Source organism: Kitasatospora sp. NPDC004531, from assembly GCF_053602195.1.
In genome coordinates, this window is sequence record NZ_JBSGDD010000024.1 from 19661 (window position 1) to 34889 (window position 15229).

The following is a 15229-nucleotide window of genomic DNA, read 5'->3' on the forward strand; positions in this document are numbered from 1 at the left end:
ACGCTCAGCTGTTCGCGTCGGGGGCCGTTTCGCGGACCGTTCGGAGGATCGCGGGCAGCGCGGCGAGGAACCGGTCGGCCTGCTCCTCGGTGAGGATCAGCGGCGGAACGAGGCGGACGGCGTCGGCCACGGCGGCGTTGACCAGGAAGCCTGCGTCCTGCGCGGCGGCCTGGACCTGCGCGGCGACGGGCCGGGTGAGCACGATGCCGAGCAGCAGTCCCTTGCCGCGCACCTGCGCGACCAGCGGGTCGCCGATCGCCTCGATGCCGTGGCGCAGGCGCTCGCCGAGCTTGGCGGCGTGCTCCAGCAGCCCCTGCTCCTCGATGGTGCGCAGCACGGCGAGGCCGGCGGCGGCGACCACCGGGTTGCCGCCGAAGGTGGTGCCGTGCTGGCCGGGGCCGAGCAGTTCGCCGGTGTCGCCGAAGGCGAGCACGGCGCCGATCGGCAGGCCGCCGCCGAGGCCCTTGGCGAGGGTGACGAGGTCGGGGTCGACGCCTTCCTCGGCCTGGTGGGCGTACCAGTGGCCGGTGCGGCCGATGCCGGTCTGGATCTCGTCCAGGACCAGCAGGGTGCCGGTGGCGCGGGTGATCTCGCGGGCGGCCTTCAGGTAGCCGTCGGGCATCGGGATGGCGCCGTTCTCGCCCTGGACGGGTTCGATGAAGACGGCGGCGGTGTCGGTGGTGACGGCCTGCCGGAGCGCTTCGACGTCGCCGAGCGGGACGTGCGTGACGTCGCCGGGCAGCGGCTTGAACGGCTCCTGCTTGGCGGGCTGGGCGGTGAGCGCGAGGGCGCCCATGGTGCGGCCGTGGAAGGCGCCCTGGACGGAGACCAGGTGGGTGCGGCCGGTCAGCCGGGAGATCTTGAAGGCGGCCTCGTTGGCCTCGGCGCCGGAGTTGCAGAAGAACACCCGGGCCGGGCGGCCGGCCAACTCGACGAGCTTCTCGGCGAGTTGGACGGTCGGCTCGGCCATGAACAGGTTGGAGACGTGGCCGAGGACGGCGATCTGCCCGGTGACGGCCTCGACGATCGCGGGGTGCGCGGTGCCGAGCGCGTTGACGGCGATGCCGCCGACCAGGTCGAGGTACTCGTTGCCGTCGGCGTCCCACAGCAGGGCGCCCTCGCCGCGCACCAGCGGGATGCGCGGGGTGCCGTAGTTGTGCATCAGGGTGTGCCGGTACCGCTCGGTGATGCTCTTGTTGCTCATGCCAGGCCCCCCAGGGCGGTGGTTTCGTCGTCGGGCACGACCATGGTGCCGATGCCCTCGTCGGTGAAGATCTCCAGCAGCAGGCTGTGCTGGACCCGTCCGTCCAGCACGCGGGCGGTGCCGACGCCGGAGCGGACGGCGCGCAGGCAGCCCTCCATCTTGGGGAGCATGCCGCTGGCCAGGGTCGGCAGCATCTCCTCCAGTTCGGAGGCGCTGAGCTGGCTGATCACGTCGTCGGAGTTCGGCCAGTCCTTGTAGAGGCCTTCGACGTCGGTGAGCACGACCAGCATCTCGGCGCCGAGCGCGGCCGCCAGGGCGGAGGCGGCGGTGTCGGCGTTGATGTTGTAGACGTGGCCGTCGGCGCCGCGGGCGATCGAGGAGATCACCGGGATGCGGCCGTCGGCGATCAGCGCCTTGACCGCGCCGGCCTCGATGTTGACGATGTCGCCGACCAGGCCGATGTCGACCTGCTCGCCGTCGACCACGGCGTAGCGCTTGACGGCGGTCATGGTGTGGGCGTCCTCGCCGGTCATCCCGACGGCGAACGGGCCGTGGGTGTTGAGCAGGCCGACCAGTTCGCGCTGGACCTGCCCGGCGAGCACCATCCGGACCACGTCCATGGTCTCGGGGGTGGTGACGCGCAGGCCGGCGGTGAACGAGGACTCCAGGCCGAGCCGGTCGAGCTGGGCGCTGATCTGCGGGCCGCCGCCGTGCACCACGACGGGGTGCAGGCCGGCGTAGCGCAGGAAGACGACGTCCTGGGCGAAGGCCGCCTTGAGGTCCTCGTCGACCATGGCGTTGCCGCCGAACTTGATGACCACGGTCTTGCCGTGGAAGCGCTCCAGCCAGGGCAGCGCCTCGATCAGGGTGCGGGCCTTGGGCAGGGCGGCGTTGCTGCGGGCCTGTTCGCCCTTGGGTGCGATCTGCATGGCGTGGGTCGATTCCCCCGGGTCAGCTGGAGTAGGCGCTGTTCTCGTGGACGTAGTCGGCGGTCAGGTCGTTGGTCCAGATGCTGGCGGTGGCCTGCCCGGCCTTGAGGTCGGCGGTGATGACGACCTCGCGGCCCTTCATGGAGACCAGGTCGCGGTCGTCGCCGACGCCGCCGTTGCGGCACACCCAGACGCCGTTGATGGCGACGTCCAGCCGGTCGGGGTCGAAGGCGGCGGAGGTGGTGCCGATCGCGGACAGCACGCGGCCCCAGTTGGGGTCCTCGCCGTGGATGGCGCACTTGAGCAGGTTGCTGCGGGAGACGGTGCGGGCGACGTCGACGGCCTCGTCCTCGGTGGCGGCGTTCACGACGTCGATCCGGATGTCCTTGGACGCGCCCTCGGCGTCGCCGATCAGCTGCCGGGCCAGGTCGGCGCAGACGGTGCGCACGGCCTCGGCGAACTCGCCCTGCTCGGGGGCGACTTCGGACGCGCCGGAGGCGAGCAGCAGCACCGTGTCGTTGGTGGACATGCAGCCGTCGGAGTCGACCCGGTCGAAGGTGGTGCGGGTGGCGTCGCGCAGCGCGGCGTCCAGGCCGGCGGCGTCCACGGCGGCGTCGGTGGTGACCACGACCAGCATGGTGGCCAGGCCCGGGGCGAGCATGCCCGCGCCCTTGGCCATGCCGCCGACCGTCCAGCCGGCCGGGCTGGTGACCTGGGCGGTCTTGTGCACGGTGTCGGTGGTCTTGATGGCGATCGCGGCGGCCTCGCCGCCGGTCCCGGACAGGGCCTTGGCGGCCTGCTCGACGCCGGGCAGCAGCTTGTCCATCGGCAGCCGCTGGCCGATCAGGCCGGTGGAGCAGACGGCGACCTCGATCGCGCCGACGCCGAGTTCGGCGGCGACCTTCTCGGCGGTGGCGTGGGTGTCCTGGAAGCCCTCCGGGCCGGTGCAGGCGTTCGCGCCGCCGGAGTTGAGGACGACGGCGGCCAGTTCGCCGTCCTTCAGCACCTGCCGGGACCACTTGACCGGCGCGGCCTGCACCCGGTTGGAGGTGAACACACCGGCGGCGGCGCGCTGCGGGCCGTCGTTGACGACCAGCGCCAGGTCCGGGGTGCCGGAGGCCTTGATGCCGGCGGTGACGCCCGCCGCGCGGAAGCCCTTGGCGGCGGTGACGCCGACGTTCCGAGTGTCCGTCATGGTGCGACTCCATTCAGCGGGAGACCGAGCTCCTCGGGGAGGCCGAGGGCGATGTTCATGCTCTGCACCGCGCCGCCGGCGGTGCCCTTGACCAGGTTGTCGATGGCGCTGATCGCGATGATCCGCCCGGCGTGCTCGTCCAGCACGACCTGCAGCACGGCGGCGTTCGACCCGTACACGGACGAGGTGTGCGGCCACTGGCCCTCGGGCAGCAGGTGGACGAACTTCTCGTCGCGGTAGGCCTGTTCGTACGCGGCGCGCAGTGTCTCGGCGGTGGTGCCGGGCCGGGCCTTGGCGGAGCAGGTGGCGAGGATGCCGCGCGGCATCGGGGCCAGGGTGGGGGTGAAGGAGACGGTGACCGGCTCGCCCGCGAGCGGGGTCAGGTTCTGCGCCATCTCCGGGGTGTGGCGGTGGCCGCCGCCGACGCCGTACGGGCTCATCGAGCCCATCACCTCGCTGCCCAGCAGGTGCGTCTTGGCGGCCTTGCCCGCGCCGGAGGTGCCCGACGCGGCGGTGATCACGGCCTCCGGCTCGGCCAGGCCCGCGGCGAACATCGGGAACATCGCCAGCGTCACGGCGGTCGGGTAGCAGCCCGGCACCGCGATCCGCCTGCTGCCCTTCAACGCCTCGCGGTGGCCCGGCAGTTCGGGCAGGCCGTAGGGCCAGGTGCCGGCGTGCGGGGAGCCGTAGAACTGCTCCCAGTCGGCGGCGGACCGCAGCCGGTGGTCGGCCCCGAGGTCGACCACCAGGACATCGTCGCCGAGCTGGGCGGCGACCTCGGCGGACTGGCCGTGCGGCAGGCCGAGGAACACGATGTCGTGCCCCGCCAGCGTCTGCGCGTTCGTCGGCTCCAGCACCCGGTCGGCCAGCCCGATCAGGTGCGGCTGCAGCGCGCCGAAGCGCTGCCCCGCATTGGAGCCGCCGGTCAGCGCCCCGATCTCCACCTCCGGATGCCCTTGCAGCAGCCGCAGCACCTCGCCGCCCGCATACCCGCTCGCTCCGGCGACGGCAACTCGCAATACCATGGCATTCCCTCCTGAAGCCCAGCATGAATATACGCAGCTCGGCAAAATCATGCAAGAATGCGTACGGTCGTACCGGCGGTCGGCGGGGGCGTTCCCCGGCGCCGCGCCGCGGGTGGTGCGCCGCGCCGCGGGTGGTGCGCCGGGTGCGAGTGGTGTGCGCCGGCCGCGGCCGGCGGGGCGCCCGCGCCCGTCGGGCCGGTTGTCGGAGGCGCGGCCTAGCCTGCCGGCATGACCGAACTCGCAGTGCTGGCGCGCATATCGACCGACGGTGACTTCCCGGTGGAGCGGCTGGTCTGCCATCCGCGGCTGCCGCTGGCGGTGGGCGCGGCGGCCGACAGCCGTGCCGTCCGGGTGCTCGACTGCGGGGAGGGGCGGCTGCGCGAGCTCGCCGTGCTCGACGTCGAGCCGGGCAGCACGCACTGGGACACCTCGGCCCCGCAGGCGGCGGCGTGGCATCCGGACGAGCCGGTGCTGGTGGTCGCCGACGGGGAGTCGCTGCTGCGGTGGAGCGCCGGTGCGCCGTCCGAGCCGGTGCGCACCCCGGCCGCGGGCGAGTACCGGTCGCTGGCGTTCAGCCCGGACGGCGGGCGGCTGTGGGCCACGCCGTCCGGCGACGGCGACTGGGAGCGCTCGGACGTCGTCGACCCCGCCACCGGCGCGGTCACCGGGTCCGCCCGGGGCTGGGACACCGGCGTCGGCGCCCACCCGTCCGGCGAGCTGGTCTCCACCCTGATCAGCGACCAGGGCGCCACCTTCTGCCTGTTCGCCCGCCCCGGCGAGGGCCCGGGCGCGGCCATGCGGCCGCTGCGGGACGCGCTGATCCTGGACTGCGACGGCTACGACGCGCCGCTGTTCAGCGCCGACGGGCGGCACCTCGCGATCCGGGGCAACGCCTACGTCGACTCGCTGGACGTCTTCGCGTTCCCCGCCCTGCGGAAGGTGCTGTCGACGACGCTGTCCGAGGGCCGCGCCGAGGAGTGGCCGCACCACAACCTCGCCTGGGACGCCCGGCCCGGCGTGCTGTGGATCGGCACGCCGACCGGCTCGCTGCTCGAACTCGACGTCGAGGCCCAGGAGTTCACCGAGCACACCGCCCCGGACGGCGTCCCGGTCGCCGCCCTCGCCGGCACCGCGAACGGCGAGCTGCTGGTCGCCCGCGCCGACGGCGAACTCCTCCTGCTGGCGGTGCGGCCCGACGCCGCCGCCGTCGCGGCCCCGAACGACGACGTCGCCGCGTTCCTCGCGGGCACGCGGGAAGCGCCGCTGGACGGCGAGTTGGAGCCGCACCTGGTGTTCACCGACGGCACCGGCGTCTGGACGGACGACGACCTCGCCTCGGTGACCGAGGCCTCCCCCGCCGACCCGACCTGGCTGCAGATCCAGGCGACCGTCAACCGTCTGCGGGACGCGTAGCCGCCCGCACCGCGCGTACGCTCGCCGGCATGGCGCTGCGACCCGTACAGGTGAACTTCAAGGCCCTCGACCCGGTGGCCCTCGGCCGCTTCTGGGCGGGGGCCCTCGGCTGGACCGACCACCGTCCCGGCGTGACGACGTACGTCGCGCCGCCCGGCGAGCTGGTCTGGCCGGACCCGGCGGCCGTCGCCCTCGACCTGGTGCCGGTGCCGGAGCGCAAGGGCCCGGTCAAGAACCGCACCCACCTCGACCTGGCCACCGTCTCGCCGGCCCATCAGGCGGAGCTGGTGGACCGGCTGCTGGCGCTCGGGGCGACGCCGGTCGACCTCGGCCAGGGCGAGGTGCCGTGGACGGTGCTCGCCGATGTCGAGGGCAACGAGTTCTGCGTGCTGGAGCCCCGCGAGGTCTACCGCGACACCGGCCCGATCGCCGCGATCGTGGTGGACTGCACGGACCCCCGGGAGATGGCCCGCTTCTGGGGCGGGGCGATCGACTGGACGCTGCACGAGGTCGCGGACGACCACGCAACCCTGCGCGCTTCCAACGGAGTTGGGCCATTCCTGGAGTTCCTGCGCTCCACCGACGGCCGCACCGGCCCCGACCGCCTGCACCTCGACCTGCTGCCGTACCCGGGCGACGACCATGCGGCGGAGGCGGCCCGGCTGCGGGCCCTCGGCGCGACCGACCTGGACCTCGGCCAGGGCCGGGTGCCGTGGACGGTCCTCGCCGACCCGGACGGCCACGAGTTCTGCGTGCTGGCCCCGCACTGACGGCACGGCGAAGCCGGGCCCCGCCGAGATGGGAGCTCGGCGCGGCCCGGCGGTTCGTGATCAGGCGTCGGGCTGGGTGACCGTCAGGCCCCAGTGCACGTCGGGGGCCGAGGTCTCGACGACGACGCTGAGGGAGGTGATCTGGTCGACCGGCACGGTCGCGGAGCCGATGCCGACGGTGTCGGCCGGGCAGGCGACGGTGAACTTCACCGGGTCGGTGCCGCCGCCGAAGCTGACGTGCGCCTCACCCGCGCCGGCGCTGCCGCCCTGGCAGCCGACGGTGACGGTGACGGGCGGGCCGGACATGTTGAGGCCGCCGCTGACCGCGCCGCCGTTGCCGATCCAGTCCGGGATCCAGAGGTACCCGTCCGGGCCCGGGTGGGGCAGGATCTCGCCCGTCCCGGCAGTGCCGTGCTCGGGCTCCCCGCTCTGCCCGGCCACCGCGGGTCCGGCCGCCGCGGGTCCGGCCGCCATCAGGACGGCCGCCGCCGCTGCCGCCCAGGCGAGTCGTGTGCGCTTCATGTGGTTCTCCCCTCCGTCACCGCCGGGCCCGGAAGTCCCGACGTGCCCGAACAGTCTTGCCCGGCGGTGTCCGGCGCCGCCTGAGTACGGGTACTCAGGCGGCGGCCCGCCGCGGCCGGTCAGGCGTCGGCGTCGGTGGAGGCCCGGACCACCAGTTGCGGGGCGAACCGCTCCACGTTCTCCGCCCGGTCCCTGGCCGGGGACTGGAGCAGGGCCAGGGCGCGCTCGGCCATCGCGGCGAGCGGGTGGCGGATGGAGGTGATGGGCGGGTCGAGGAGTTCGAGTATCTCGGTGTCGTCGAAGCCGGTGACGGCGATCTCCCCGGGCACGGACACCGCCGAGCGCTGCAGGGTGGAGACCAGGCCGACGGCGAGGACGTCCGCCCCGCAGACGACGGCGTCGATCTCGTCGCGGCGTGCGGCGATCCGCCGCCCGGCGGTGCGTCCGGCGTCGGTGGTGAAGCTGGGGAGCAGGACGGTGGTGGCGTCGCCGCCGCGGGCGGCGGTGAACGCGGCGAGGCGTTCCGCGCCGGCGGAGGAGGCCTGGTCGGCGGCGACCAGGGCGATCCGGTGGCGGCCGAGGGCGTCGAGGTGGTCGAGGAGCAGGCGCATCGCGGCGGCGTTGTCGAGGGTGACGGCGACCGTGCCGGAGCCGCTCGCCCAGCGGTCGAACAGCACCACGGGGGCGCGCTTGGCGGCGGCCCGGACGGCGGGGCCGGAGGCGGCGGCGGAGACCGGGACGACGACCAGGCCGTCGACCCGTCCGCCGAGCAGGGTCTCGATCTGCTCGGCCTCGATCTCGACGGAGTTCGCGGCGTCGGAGACCACGAGCTGGCCGCCGGCCGCGCGGACCTGCTGGGCGATGGCGTCGGCGAGTTGGACGAAGTAGGGGTTGGCGAGGGACGGCACGACGACGCCGACGGTGCCGGTGGTGCCGGTGCGCAGCGCCCGCGCGGAGTGGTTGGTGCGGTAGCCGAGCTCACGGGCGGCGTCCTCGACGCGGCGGGCGAGTTCGGGGTCGACGTTGCGCGGGGTGCCCGCCAGGACGCGTGAGGCGGTCGCGCGGGAGACGCCGGCGGCGGCGGCCACGTCGAGGAGTCGGGGCGCTGTCACGTGGGGGTCCTCCCCGGTCGGGAACGGTGCCAGAAGGCGGCGCCGGTAACGGTGTTGGCAGCGGTCTCGGGCGGTGCGCCGACGCGGGTCCCGGTGTCGGAACGGTGTCGGCGCGGTCTCGGACCGGTCGGCCGCGGACCGGGACGTCCGAGCCGGCGGAATGCGCAGCACGAGGGTACTTGACGGTGGGCGAGGGCTGGGCCAGAGTGTGGGAAATCGATCTCCCAAGGAGCTCCCGAGGAGCACGGATGCCGTCCATCACCGTCGTCGGTTCGGTCAACCGCGATCTTGTGCTGACCGTTCAGGACCTGCCCCGGCCCGGCGAGACCGTGCTCGCGGAGCGCTTCGTGGAGGGCGTCGGCGGCAAGGGCGCCAACCAGGCCGTGGCGGCCGCCCGGCTCGGGGCGCGGGTGCGGCTGGTGGCCCGGGTCGGGGCGGACGCGGAGGGCGTCCTGCGGGCGCTGGCCGCCGAGGGCGTGGACGTCACGGCGGTGCTCCCGGCCGAGGACGCCGACACCGGGATCGCCTCGGTGGTGGTCGACCGGGCGGGCGAGAACACCATCGTGGTCAACCCGGGCGCGAACGCGGCCCTCGCGGTCGCCGACCTGCCGGACCGACTGGCGGGCGCGGGCGAGGTGTTGCTGGTGCAGCACGAGATCGCGTCCGAGGTGGTCGCGGCGGCGGTGCTGCGGGCCCGGGAGCAGGGCGGCACGGTCGTCCTCAACCCGGCCCCGGCCCGGCCGGTGGCCCCCGAGGTGCTGGCGGCGGTGGACGTCCTGGTCCCCAACCTGGGCGAACTCGCCACCCTGCTGGACGTCGCGCGCCCGGCCGGCCCGGCGGGCGCGCGCGAACTGCTGGAGCACGCCCAACTGCCCTGCGGGGCCGTGGTGGTGACGCTCGGCGCGGACGGGGCGCTGGTCAAGCAGCCCGGGCGGGCGGCCGTCCACCTGCCCGCGCCGGTGGTGGACGCCGTCGACACGGTCGGCGCCGGAGACACCTTCTGCGGCGCGCTCGCCGATTCGCTGGCCCGGGGCGACGACCTGCTCGCGGCAGCCGAACGCGCTGTCCGGGCCGCCTCGTTGGCCGTCACGGGGCTCGGCGCGCAGTCGTCCATGCCGACGGCGGCGCAGCTCGACCCGGCCTCCTGACCCGCCGGCCCGGCCTCCTGGCCCGCCTCGTGGCCCGCCGACCCCGCTGCCGGGGTTTCGGCGTCGAAGACCTCAACTCGCTTTCCGTCAGCGCTTTCTGACGACACATCGGTTTCCCTGCATCACCGGTTCAACGGAGAACACCCATGCGCAGCCTCAAGCTCGGACTGTTCGAGAACGCCCAGACCAACTCCAGCGGCACCGCCACCTGGCGGCACCCCGACAGCCGGCGGCACGAGTTCGACACCCTCGGCTACTGGCGCGAGGTCGCGCAGCTCTGCGAGGACGCCAAGCTGGACTTCCTGTTCCTGGCGGACGCCTGGGGCTGGTCGGAGATCAACGGGGTGCGCCCGCCGATCGCCACCGAGGAGACGCTCGACCTGCCGCGCCTGGACCCGTTCGTGATCGCCTCGGCGCTGCTGGCGTCGACCACCGACCTGGGCCTGGTGGTGACGGGCTCGGTGCTGGTGGAGCCGCCGTACGCGTTCGCCCGCCGGCTGGCCACCCTGGACCAGCTGTCCGGCGGCCGGCTGGGCTGGAACATCGTCACCACCGGCACCGCCGACACCGCCGTGAAGGCGTTCGGGATGGACATGGTGGCGCACGACGACCGGTACGCGATGGCCGAGGACTTCCTCGACCTGGTCTACAAGTACTGGGAGGGCGCCTGGGAGCCGGACGCCCTGGAGAAGGACAAGGCGGGCCGGTTCGCCGACCCGGCGAAGGTGCACCTGGTCGAGCACGAGGGCCCGTACTTCCGCTCGCACGGCTACGGCAACACCGCCCGCTCCCCGCAGGGCACGCCGGTGCTGTTCCAGGCGGGCGCGTCCCCGGCGGGCCGCCGGGTCGGCGGGCGGCACGGCGAGTGCATGTTCGTCGGCAGCGGCAGCGTCGAGCAGCTGGCGGGCCACACGAAGGCGATCCGCGCGGAGGCGGTGAAGGCCGGCCGGTCCGCCGACCAGGTCAAGATCATGTCGGCGTTCTCGTGCGTGGTCGGCGCGACCACGCAGGACGCCGAGCGCCGCTGGCAGCGGATCCTGGACGCGCAGCGCCCGGAGGTCACCGTGGCCTCGTACGCGATGTTCACCGGCCTGGACCTGTCCTCGTACGCGCCGGACACCCCGATGAGCGAGCTGTCCACCGAGATGTCGCAGACCCAGGTCGCCCGGTTCGCCGGCCGGACGGTCGGCGACGTGCTGGCCGACTGGCACACCCACGGCGTCGGCGCCCGCCCGGTGGTCGGCACCGCCGAGGAGATCGCCGACGAGATCTGCGCCCTCGCCGAGGGCGCGGACCTGGACGGCTTCCTGCTCTCGCCGCCCGTGCAGCCGGCCTCCACCGTCGAGTTCGTCGAGTCGGTGCTGCCGATCCTGCGCGCCCGCGGCGTGTTCCGCGGCGAGTACGCGGACGGCGAGTCGCTGCGCGAGCGGCTGACCGGCGCCACCGACCGGGCCCTGCCGGCCGCCCACCCGGCCGCCCGGTACCGCCACTGACCCACCCCCACCCGTGACGAGAGGACGGCGACGGCCATGGCCACTCCCTCCCCCCACCCCACTGCGACCGTCCCCGCCGACCGCACCGATCTGAGCGCGCCCGCGCTGCGCCGGGCGTTCGGGGCGTACCCCACCGGCGTGGTCGCGATAGGCGCGCTGCGCGACGGCGCTCCGGACGGGTTCGCGGCGAGCTCGTTCGTGTCGATCTCGCTGGAGCCGCCGATGATCGCGGTCAGCGTGGCCCGCACCTCGACCACCTGGCCGCGGCTCGCCGAGCTGCCGGTGCTGGGGCTGAGCGTGCTCAGCCACGGCCAGGGCGCGCTGTGCCGCCGGCTGGCGTCCCGGGCGGGCGACCGCTTCGAGGGCACCGACTGGCAGGCGACGGCGGACGGCGCGGTGCTGATCGAGGGCGCGGCGCTGTGGCTGACCGCCCGGGTCGGCGCGGTGTACGACGGCGGCGACCACGAGATCGTCCTGATGGAGCTGATCACCGCCGAGCTGTTCGCCGGGGTGGAGCCGCTGGTGTTCCACACCAGCCAGTTCCGCGAGCTGTCCCCCCATGCCTGACGACTCGTCATTCTGCCTGTCCGGCACCGTGGTTCACGGTGCCGGGCGCGGCCGGGGGCTGGGCCTCCCCACCGCCAATATCGCCCCGGACCCCGGCTCGGACGTCCCCCCGCCGGCCGTCTACAGCGGCTGGCTGGCCCGGCCGGCCGCCGGCCGGGTGCACCGCGCGACGATCAGCGTCGGCACCAACCCCACCTTCGAGGACGGGCCCCGGGTCCACACCGAGGTGTACTGCCACGACACTTCGGACGACCTGTACGGCGAACACGTCTCGCTCTGGTTCGTCGCCCGGATCCGCGACACCGTCAAGTTCGCCTCGGTGGCCGAGCTGCTGCTCGCCGCCCGGGCGGACATCCGCCACTCCGAGACGCTGCTCGAATCGGCGCGCGGACGCCGCGTCCGCACGTTGATCTGACACATCGTCAATTCCGCTGCCCCACAAGCCGGTCGGCCCCGCTCCCCGCTTCCCCCTGCGGGGTCGACCTTCCTCTTCGCACGGCACGCACCCCCTCCCCCACCCTCACGTCTGCGCCCAACGCCCGCGTGCCCGGCCGGCCCCGCCCACGCTTCCCCCGCTGCGGGGCCGGCCGCTCCTCCCCCGCCTCGCTCCGAACGAACAAAGGTGTGAGTAATGAGCGCGTTCCACTGGCTGAACGAGCGGTTCAGCTTCTTCGGACTCGACGTCCTCTGGTCCGACTTCCTGGGCAACATCCTGGCGCTCGCCACCGTCTGGCTGGCCCTGCGCCGCTCGCTGGTGGCCTGGCCGGTGCAGATCCTCGGCTCGGTGTTCCTGCTGATCGCCAGCCTGAACGTGCACCTCGGCGGCAACGCCGCCCGGCAGGTCGTGATCATCGCGTCGGCCACCTGGGGCTGGGCCACCTGGAAGCGCAGCCGCGAGAAGGAAGGCGCCATCAACGTCCGCTGGGCGACCTGGACCGAACGGGCCGTCCTGATAGCCGTGATGGTGGCCGGCACCGGCGCGTTCGGCATGCTGCTCAAGTGGCAGGACGCCTCGTTCTACCCGGGCGCCCCGTGGTGGATGGTGCTGGCGGACGCCTGGATCTTCATCGGCTCGATCCTCGCGATGTACAGCCAGGCCCGCCGCTACATCGAGTTCTGGTTCGTCTGGCTGGCCGTGGACCTGGTCGGCGTGCCGCTGGCCATCCACTCGAAGCTGTACTTCTCCGGCATCGTCTACGGCTTCTTCTTCGTCATGGTGCTGCTCGGCATCCGCGACTGGGCCTCCCGCAGCAAGGCCCAGGACGTCGCCTCGCCGCTGGAGCCGGCCGTCAAGGTCGAGGGCCGCTGACCGTACGGCGCACCGGGCCGGCCCCTCCCCACGGGCCCGGCCCGGTGCGCCGCCGGTTCGGTCAGGACGCGCGGATCGCCCGGTGGACGGCCTCGATCAGGCGGTGGTTCTCGACGGCCGCGCCGTAGCCGGTCGGGACGGCGAAGCGGCGGCGGGTGTAGGCGTACGCGAGACCGGTGGACGGGTCGGCGAGGCCCAGCGAGCCGGCCGCGCCGGAGTGGCCGAACGCGTCCGGGCCCAACGGCCGGAACCGCGCGCTGAGTTCCTCGAAGCCGAGGCCGAAGACGTCCTCGTTGCCGGTGACCAGGTCGGTGCCCCGGTAGTGCGGACGGGCGAACGCGGTGACGGTCTCCGGCTTCAACAGCGGTGCCCGGCCGTCGACTTCGCCGATCGCCGCCGCGTACATGGCCGCCACGCCGCGCGCCGTGCCGACACCGCCGGACGAGGCCGGACCGAGCGCCCTGGTGGCCGGGGAGTTGCCGAACACCACCACGTCGGTCGGCGCGGGCGCGTGCTGATTGCCGGCGACGGCCGCGATGCTGTGCGTACCGGCGGCCGCGGACTTCGGCGCCGGCCCGGGCGGCGGCAGCTGCGGCAGCACCTCGGCCCAGCGGCCCGCCAGCTCCTCGGGCAGGCCGAGGTAGAAGTCCAGGCCGTACGGGGCGCGGATCCGCTCCTCGAAGTGGGCCTGGAGGGAACGCCCGGTCGCCCGCCGCACCACCTCGCCGGTCAGCGCGCCGATCACGTACGCGTGGTAGCCGTACGCCGATCCCGGCTCCCAGAACGGCCGTTGGCCCGCCAGCCGGGCCGCGATCAGCCGGTCGTCGGCCAACTCCCCGTCGGTGAAGCCGCCGTCCACCCCGACCACGCCCGAACGGTGCGCGAGCAGCTCGCGCAGCGTCAGCCGGTCCTTGCCGTGGACGCCGAACTCCGGCCAGTACGAGGCGACTTCGCGATCCAGGTCGAGCACGCCGTCCTGCACCAGCAGCGCCGTCACCAGGTGCGCCGCGCCCTTGGCGATGGAGAACAGACTCGTCATCGTGTCCGGACCCGTCGCCTCGCCCGTCCACAGGTCGACCACCCGCCGTCCGCCGACGTGCACCGCGAGCTGCGCCTCCGGCGAGTGCTCCATCTCCCGCACCAGCGCGGCGAGTTCCTCCCGCACGCCCTCGAAGCCCGCCGCCACGGTGCCCTGCACCACGCCGCCCTGGTCCGCCATCGCCGTTCCCCCGCCTCTTCGCTCACCGGCCGCCCCTCGGCCCTGACTCCCCAACTGGCGTGTCCGGCCGAAGATTCCCGCTCCGGACGATCAGCCGCGAGCGGGGCGTCGGCCGGGCTGCGCCGCGTCGGGCGCGCGTCCACCGAACGGGTGAGCGTCCACCGGAGCGGGCGGGCGCGGGCGGGCCTGTGCCGGGTGGACGGCCACGCACGGGTGAACCTTCGACCCGCTGCTCCCGCCGGGGGCAAGGGTGGTTGACGGCGCATCAGGACCGTCCGGAGGCAGCGCCGTTTGCGGGCCGCCGCAGGTCGTGGCTGTCTGGAGCCGACGGGGCCGCCACCGCGCCCCGCCGCAGGCTCGATCCCTCGAAGGAGCTCCTCATGCGTGGTCTCAAGCGTGCACTGACCGTCGGCGCCCTCGCCGTCCCCCTGGCTCTCGGCGGCGGCCTCGCCTCCGCCCAGCAGGATCCGTCCGCCAACTTCGGTGCGGACCAGTTCGTTTCGGGCGGGGCCGGGGCCGGCGCCAACGACGACAACTCCGCTGTCGGCGGCGAAGCGGTGCAGCACGCCGACTTCGGGGTCTGGGCCGACAACAGCGGCGTCTCCAGCGGTTCCGCCGACAGCGCTGCCGACTTCGGCGGCAGCCTCGGCGGCAACTTCGGCGGGAACTTCGGCACCGACTGAGCCCTCGGCGTCTGCTGTCCGCCGGTCGCCCCGCTCGCGGTCGGCCGTGCCATGATCGGCGCATGGCCGAACCGTTGATCCGCCCGCGGCACGACGACGATCTGCCGTCCTGCGTCCGGACGTTGGAGGCCGTCCACCGGGCGGACGGGTATCCGTCGGTCTGGCCGGCCCGGCCGGAACTCTGGTTGACACCACCGGAGTTGCTCGGCGCGTGGGTGGCGGCCGACGGCCCCGCCCTGCTCGGCCATGTGGCGCTCACCCGCGCCGACCCCGCCCTGGCCGCGGCGGTCGGCCGCCCGTCCGGTCAACTCGCCGCCGTGGCCCGGCTGTTCGTCGACAGGTCGGCCCGGCGGGGCGGTCTGGCCGCCGCCCTGCTGGAGCGGGCGGCACGGGCGGCGGCCGGGGCCGGACGGCAGCCGGTGCTGGAGGTGGAGAGCGGTGCCGCCGCGGCGATCTCGCTGTACGAGCGGGCCGGTTGGCGGTTCGTCGGCTCCGGCCCCGGCGGCTGGTCGACGGCCGACGGGCAGCCGGCCGTGGTCCGCACCTACCTCGGCCCGGGCTGACCGCTGCCGCCCTCCATTCATCGGACGATGCGAAAACCAGCTCGCCTTCCGGCGCTGGTTCGGGGAAGCTTCTCGGT

Annotated in this window: 16 protein-coding genes; 9 read left to right on the forward strand and 7 right to left on the reverse strand. The window is 74.2% G+C overall.

Annotated features, from left to right (window positions below):
* Positions 1-4 precede the first annotated feature (4 nt).
* From ACWEMJ_RS13000 to argC, 4 genes are read right to left on the reverse strand one after another with little or no spacing between them, the layout of a single operon-like run.
* Complete coding sequence (locus ACWEMJ_RS13000; RefSeq protein WP_452137072.1) at positions 5-1204, reverse strand: acetylornithine transaminase; 1200 nt, start codon at positions 1202-1204, stop codon at positions 5-7.
* Positions 1201-2133 carry an acetylglutamate kinase gene (argB, locus tag ACWEMJ_RS13005; RefSeq protein ID WP_452137073.1) on the reverse strand — a complete coding sequence of 311 codons (933 nt, stop codon included), beginning with the start codon at positions 2131-2133 and terminating at the stop codon, positions 1201-1203. The genes ACWEMJ_RS13000 and argB overlap by 4 nt, the downstream gene beginning before the upstream one ends.
* Positions 2134-2155: 22 nt before the next feature.
* Positions 2156-3328: a bifunctional glutamate N-acetyltransferase/amino-acid acetyltransferase ArgJ gene (gene argJ, locus ACWEMJ_RS13010; protein WP_452137074.1), complete on the reverse strand. Its 1173-nt coding sequence runs from the start codon at positions 3326-3328 to the stop codon at positions 2156-2158.
* Positions 3325-4353: an N-acetyl-gamma-glutamyl-phosphate reductase gene (gene argC / locus ACWEMJ_RS13015; protein WP_452137075.1), complete on the reverse strand. Its 1029-nt coding sequence runs from the start codon at positions 4351-4353 to the stop codon at positions 3325-3327. Before argC ends, argJ begins: the two co-directional genes overlap by 4 nt.
* Positions 4354-4581: 228 nt before the next feature.
* On the opposite strand from argC, the gene ACWEMJ_RS13020 reads away from it, so the two are divergent.
* Positions 4582-5766, forward strand: a complete 1185-nt coding sequence (locus tag ACWEMJ_RS13020) for a hypothetical protein (protein WP_452137076.1) — start codon at positions 4582-4584, stop codon at positions 5764-5766.
* 29 nt (positions 5767-5795) lie between these two features.
* On the forward strand, positions 5796-6536 hold the full coding sequence (locus tag ACWEMJ_RS13025) for a VOC family protein (RefSeq protein WP_452137077.1): 741 nt from the start codon (positions 5796-5798) through the stop codon (positions 6534-6536).
* Positions 6537-6596: 60 nt separating this feature from the next.
* On the opposite strand, the gene ACWEMJ_RS13030 is transcribed toward ACWEMJ_RS13025, so the two are convergent.
* Both ACWEMJ_RS13030 and ACWEMJ_RS13035 read right to left on the reverse strand, forming a co-directional pair.
* Positions 6597-7058, reverse strand: coding sequence for a hypothetical protein (locus ACWEMJ_RS13030; protein ID WP_452137078.1), 462 nt, complete (start codon positions 7056-7058; stop codon positions 6597-6599).
* A gap of 119 nt (positions 7059-7177) precedes the next feature.
* Positions 7178-8170, reverse strand: coding sequence for a LacI family DNA-binding transcriptional regulator (locus ACWEMJ_RS13035; RefSeq protein WP_452137079.1), 993 nt, complete (start codon positions 8168-8170; stop codon positions 7178-7180).
* Positions 8171-8418: 248 nt separating this feature from the next.
* On the opposite strand from ACWEMJ_RS13035, the gene ACWEMJ_RS13040 reads away from it, so the two are divergent.
* The 5 genes from ACWEMJ_RS13040 to ACWEMJ_RS13060 all read left to right on the forward strand — a co-directional run bounded on the left by ACWEMJ_RS13040 (position 8419) and on the right by ACWEMJ_RS13060 (position 12687).
* Positions 8419-9318 (forward strand): ribokinase, encoded by a 900-nt coding sequence (locus tag ACWEMJ_RS13040; RefSeq protein ID WP_452137080.1) that lies wholly within the window; start codon positions 8419-8421, stop codon positions 9316-9318.
* A 146-nt stretch (positions 9319-9464) separates the two neighbouring features.
* A complete protein-coding gene (locus tag ACWEMJ_RS13045; RefSeq protein ID WP_452137081.1) occupies positions 9465-10811 on the forward strand; it encodes an NtaA/DmoA family FMN-dependent monooxygenase in 1347 nt (448 codons plus the stop codon).
* Positions 10812-10847: 36 nt separating this feature from the next.
* Complete coding sequence (locus tag ACWEMJ_RS13050; RefSeq protein WP_452137082.1) at positions 10848-11378, forward strand: flavin reductase family protein; 531 nt, start codon at positions 10848-10850, stop codon at positions 11376-11378.
* A complete protein-coding gene (locus tag ACWEMJ_RS13055; protein WP_452137083.1) occupies positions 11371-11793 on the forward strand; it encodes a riboflavin kinase in 423 nt (140 codons plus the stop codon). Before ACWEMJ_RS13050 ends, ACWEMJ_RS13055 begins: the two co-directional genes overlap by 8 nt.
* Positions 11794-12009: 216 nt before the next feature.
* Positions 12010-12687: a nicotinamide mononucleotide transporter family protein gene (locus ACWEMJ_RS13060; RefSeq protein ID WP_452137084.1), complete on the forward strand. Its 678-nt coding sequence runs from the start codon at positions 12010-12012 to the stop codon at positions 12685-12687.
* Positions 12688-12748: 61 nt separating this feature from the next.
* Here ACWEMJ_RS13060 and ACWEMJ_RS13065 read toward each other — a convergent pair whose 3' ends face one another.
* On the reverse strand, positions 12749-13906 hold the full coding sequence (locus ACWEMJ_RS13065; protein ID WP_452137085.1) for a serine hydrolase domain-containing protein: 1158 nt from the start codon (positions 13904-13906) through the stop codon (positions 12749-12751).
* A gap of 380 nt (positions 13907-14286) precedes the next feature.
* Between ACWEMJ_RS13065 and ACWEMJ_RS13070 the strand changes: the two genes are divergently transcribed.
* Together ACWEMJ_RS13070 and ACWEMJ_RS13075 are read left to right on the forward strand one after the other, a co-directional pair.
* A complete protein-coding gene (locus ACWEMJ_RS13070; protein WP_452137086.1) occupies positions 14287-14589 on the forward strand; it encodes a hypothetical protein in 303 nt (100 codons plus the stop codon).
* 62 nt (positions 14590-14651) lie between these two features.
* Positions 14652-15152, forward strand: coding sequence for a GNAT family N-acetyltransferase (locus ACWEMJ_RS13075; protein ID WP_452137087.1), 501 nt, complete (start codon positions 14652-14654; stop codon positions 15150-15152).
* Positions 15153-15229 lie beyond the last annotated feature (77 nt).

What these genes read in the sequence shown, in the direction of transcription:
- ACWEMJ_RS13000 (WP_452137072.1), bottom strand. Translation starts at nt 1,204, where the DNA reads ATGAGCAACAAGAGCATCACCGAGCGGTACCGGCACACCCTGATGCAC.
- argB (WP_452137073.1), bottom strand. Translation starts at nt 2,133, where the DNA reads ATGCAGATCGCACCCAAGGGCGAACAGGCCCGCAGCAACGCCGCCCTG.
- argJ (WP_452137074.1), bottom strand. Translation starts at nt 3,328, where the DNA reads ATGACGGACACTCGGAACGTCGGCGTCACCGCCGCCAAGGGCTTCCGC.
- argC (WP_452137075.1), bottom strand. Translation starts at nt 4,353, where the DNA reads ATGGTATTGCGAGTTGCCGTCGCCGGAGCGAGCGGGTATGCGGGCGGC.
- ACWEMJ_RS13020 (WP_452137076.1), top strand. Translation starts at nt 4,582, where the DNA reads ATGACCGAACTCGCAGTGCTGGCGCGCATATCGACCGACGGTGACTTC.
- ACWEMJ_RS13025 (WP_452137077.1), top strand. Translation starts at nt 5,796, where the DNA reads ATGGCGCTGCGACCCGTACAGGTGAACTTCAAGGCCCTCGACCCGGTG.
- ACWEMJ_RS13030 (WP_452137078.1), bottom strand. Translation starts at nt 7,058, where the DNA reads ATGAAGCGCACACGACTCGCCTGGGCGGCAGCGGCGGCGGCCGTCCTG.
- ACWEMJ_RS13040 (WP_452137080.1), top strand. Translation starts at nt 8,419, where the DNA reads ATGCCGTCCATCACCGTCGTCGGTTCGGTCAACCGCGATCTTGTGCTG.
- ACWEMJ_RS13045 (WP_452137081.1), top strand. Translation starts at nt 9,465, where the DNA reads ATGCGCAGCCTCAAGCTCGGACTGTTCGAGAACGCCCAGACCAACTCC.
- ACWEMJ_RS13050 (WP_452137082.1), top strand. Translation starts at nt 10,848, where the DNA reads ATGGCCACTCCCTCCCCCCACCCCACTGCGACCGTCCCCGCCGACCGC.
- ACWEMJ_RS13055 (WP_452137083.1), top strand. Translation starts at nt 11,371, where the DNA reads ATGCCTGACGACTCGTCATTCTGCCTGTCCGGCACCGTGGTTCACGGT.
- ACWEMJ_RS13060 (WP_452137084.1), top strand. Translation starts at nt 12,010, where the DNA reads ATGAGCGCGTTCCACTGGCTGAACGAGCGGTTCAGCTTCTTCGGACTC.
- ACWEMJ_RS13065 (WP_452137085.1), bottom strand. Translation starts at nt 13,906, where the DNA reads ATGGCGGACCAGGGCGGCGTGGTGCAGGGCACCGTGGCGGCGGGCTTC.
- ACWEMJ_RS13070 (WP_452137086.1), top strand. Translation starts at nt 14,287, where the DNA reads ATGCGTGGTCTCAAGCGTGCACTGACCGTCGGCGCCCTCGCCGTCCCC.
- ACWEMJ_RS13075 (WP_452137087.1), top strand. Translation starts at nt 14,652, where the DNA reads ATGGCCGAACCGTTGATCCGCCCGCGGCACGACGACGATCTGCCGTCC.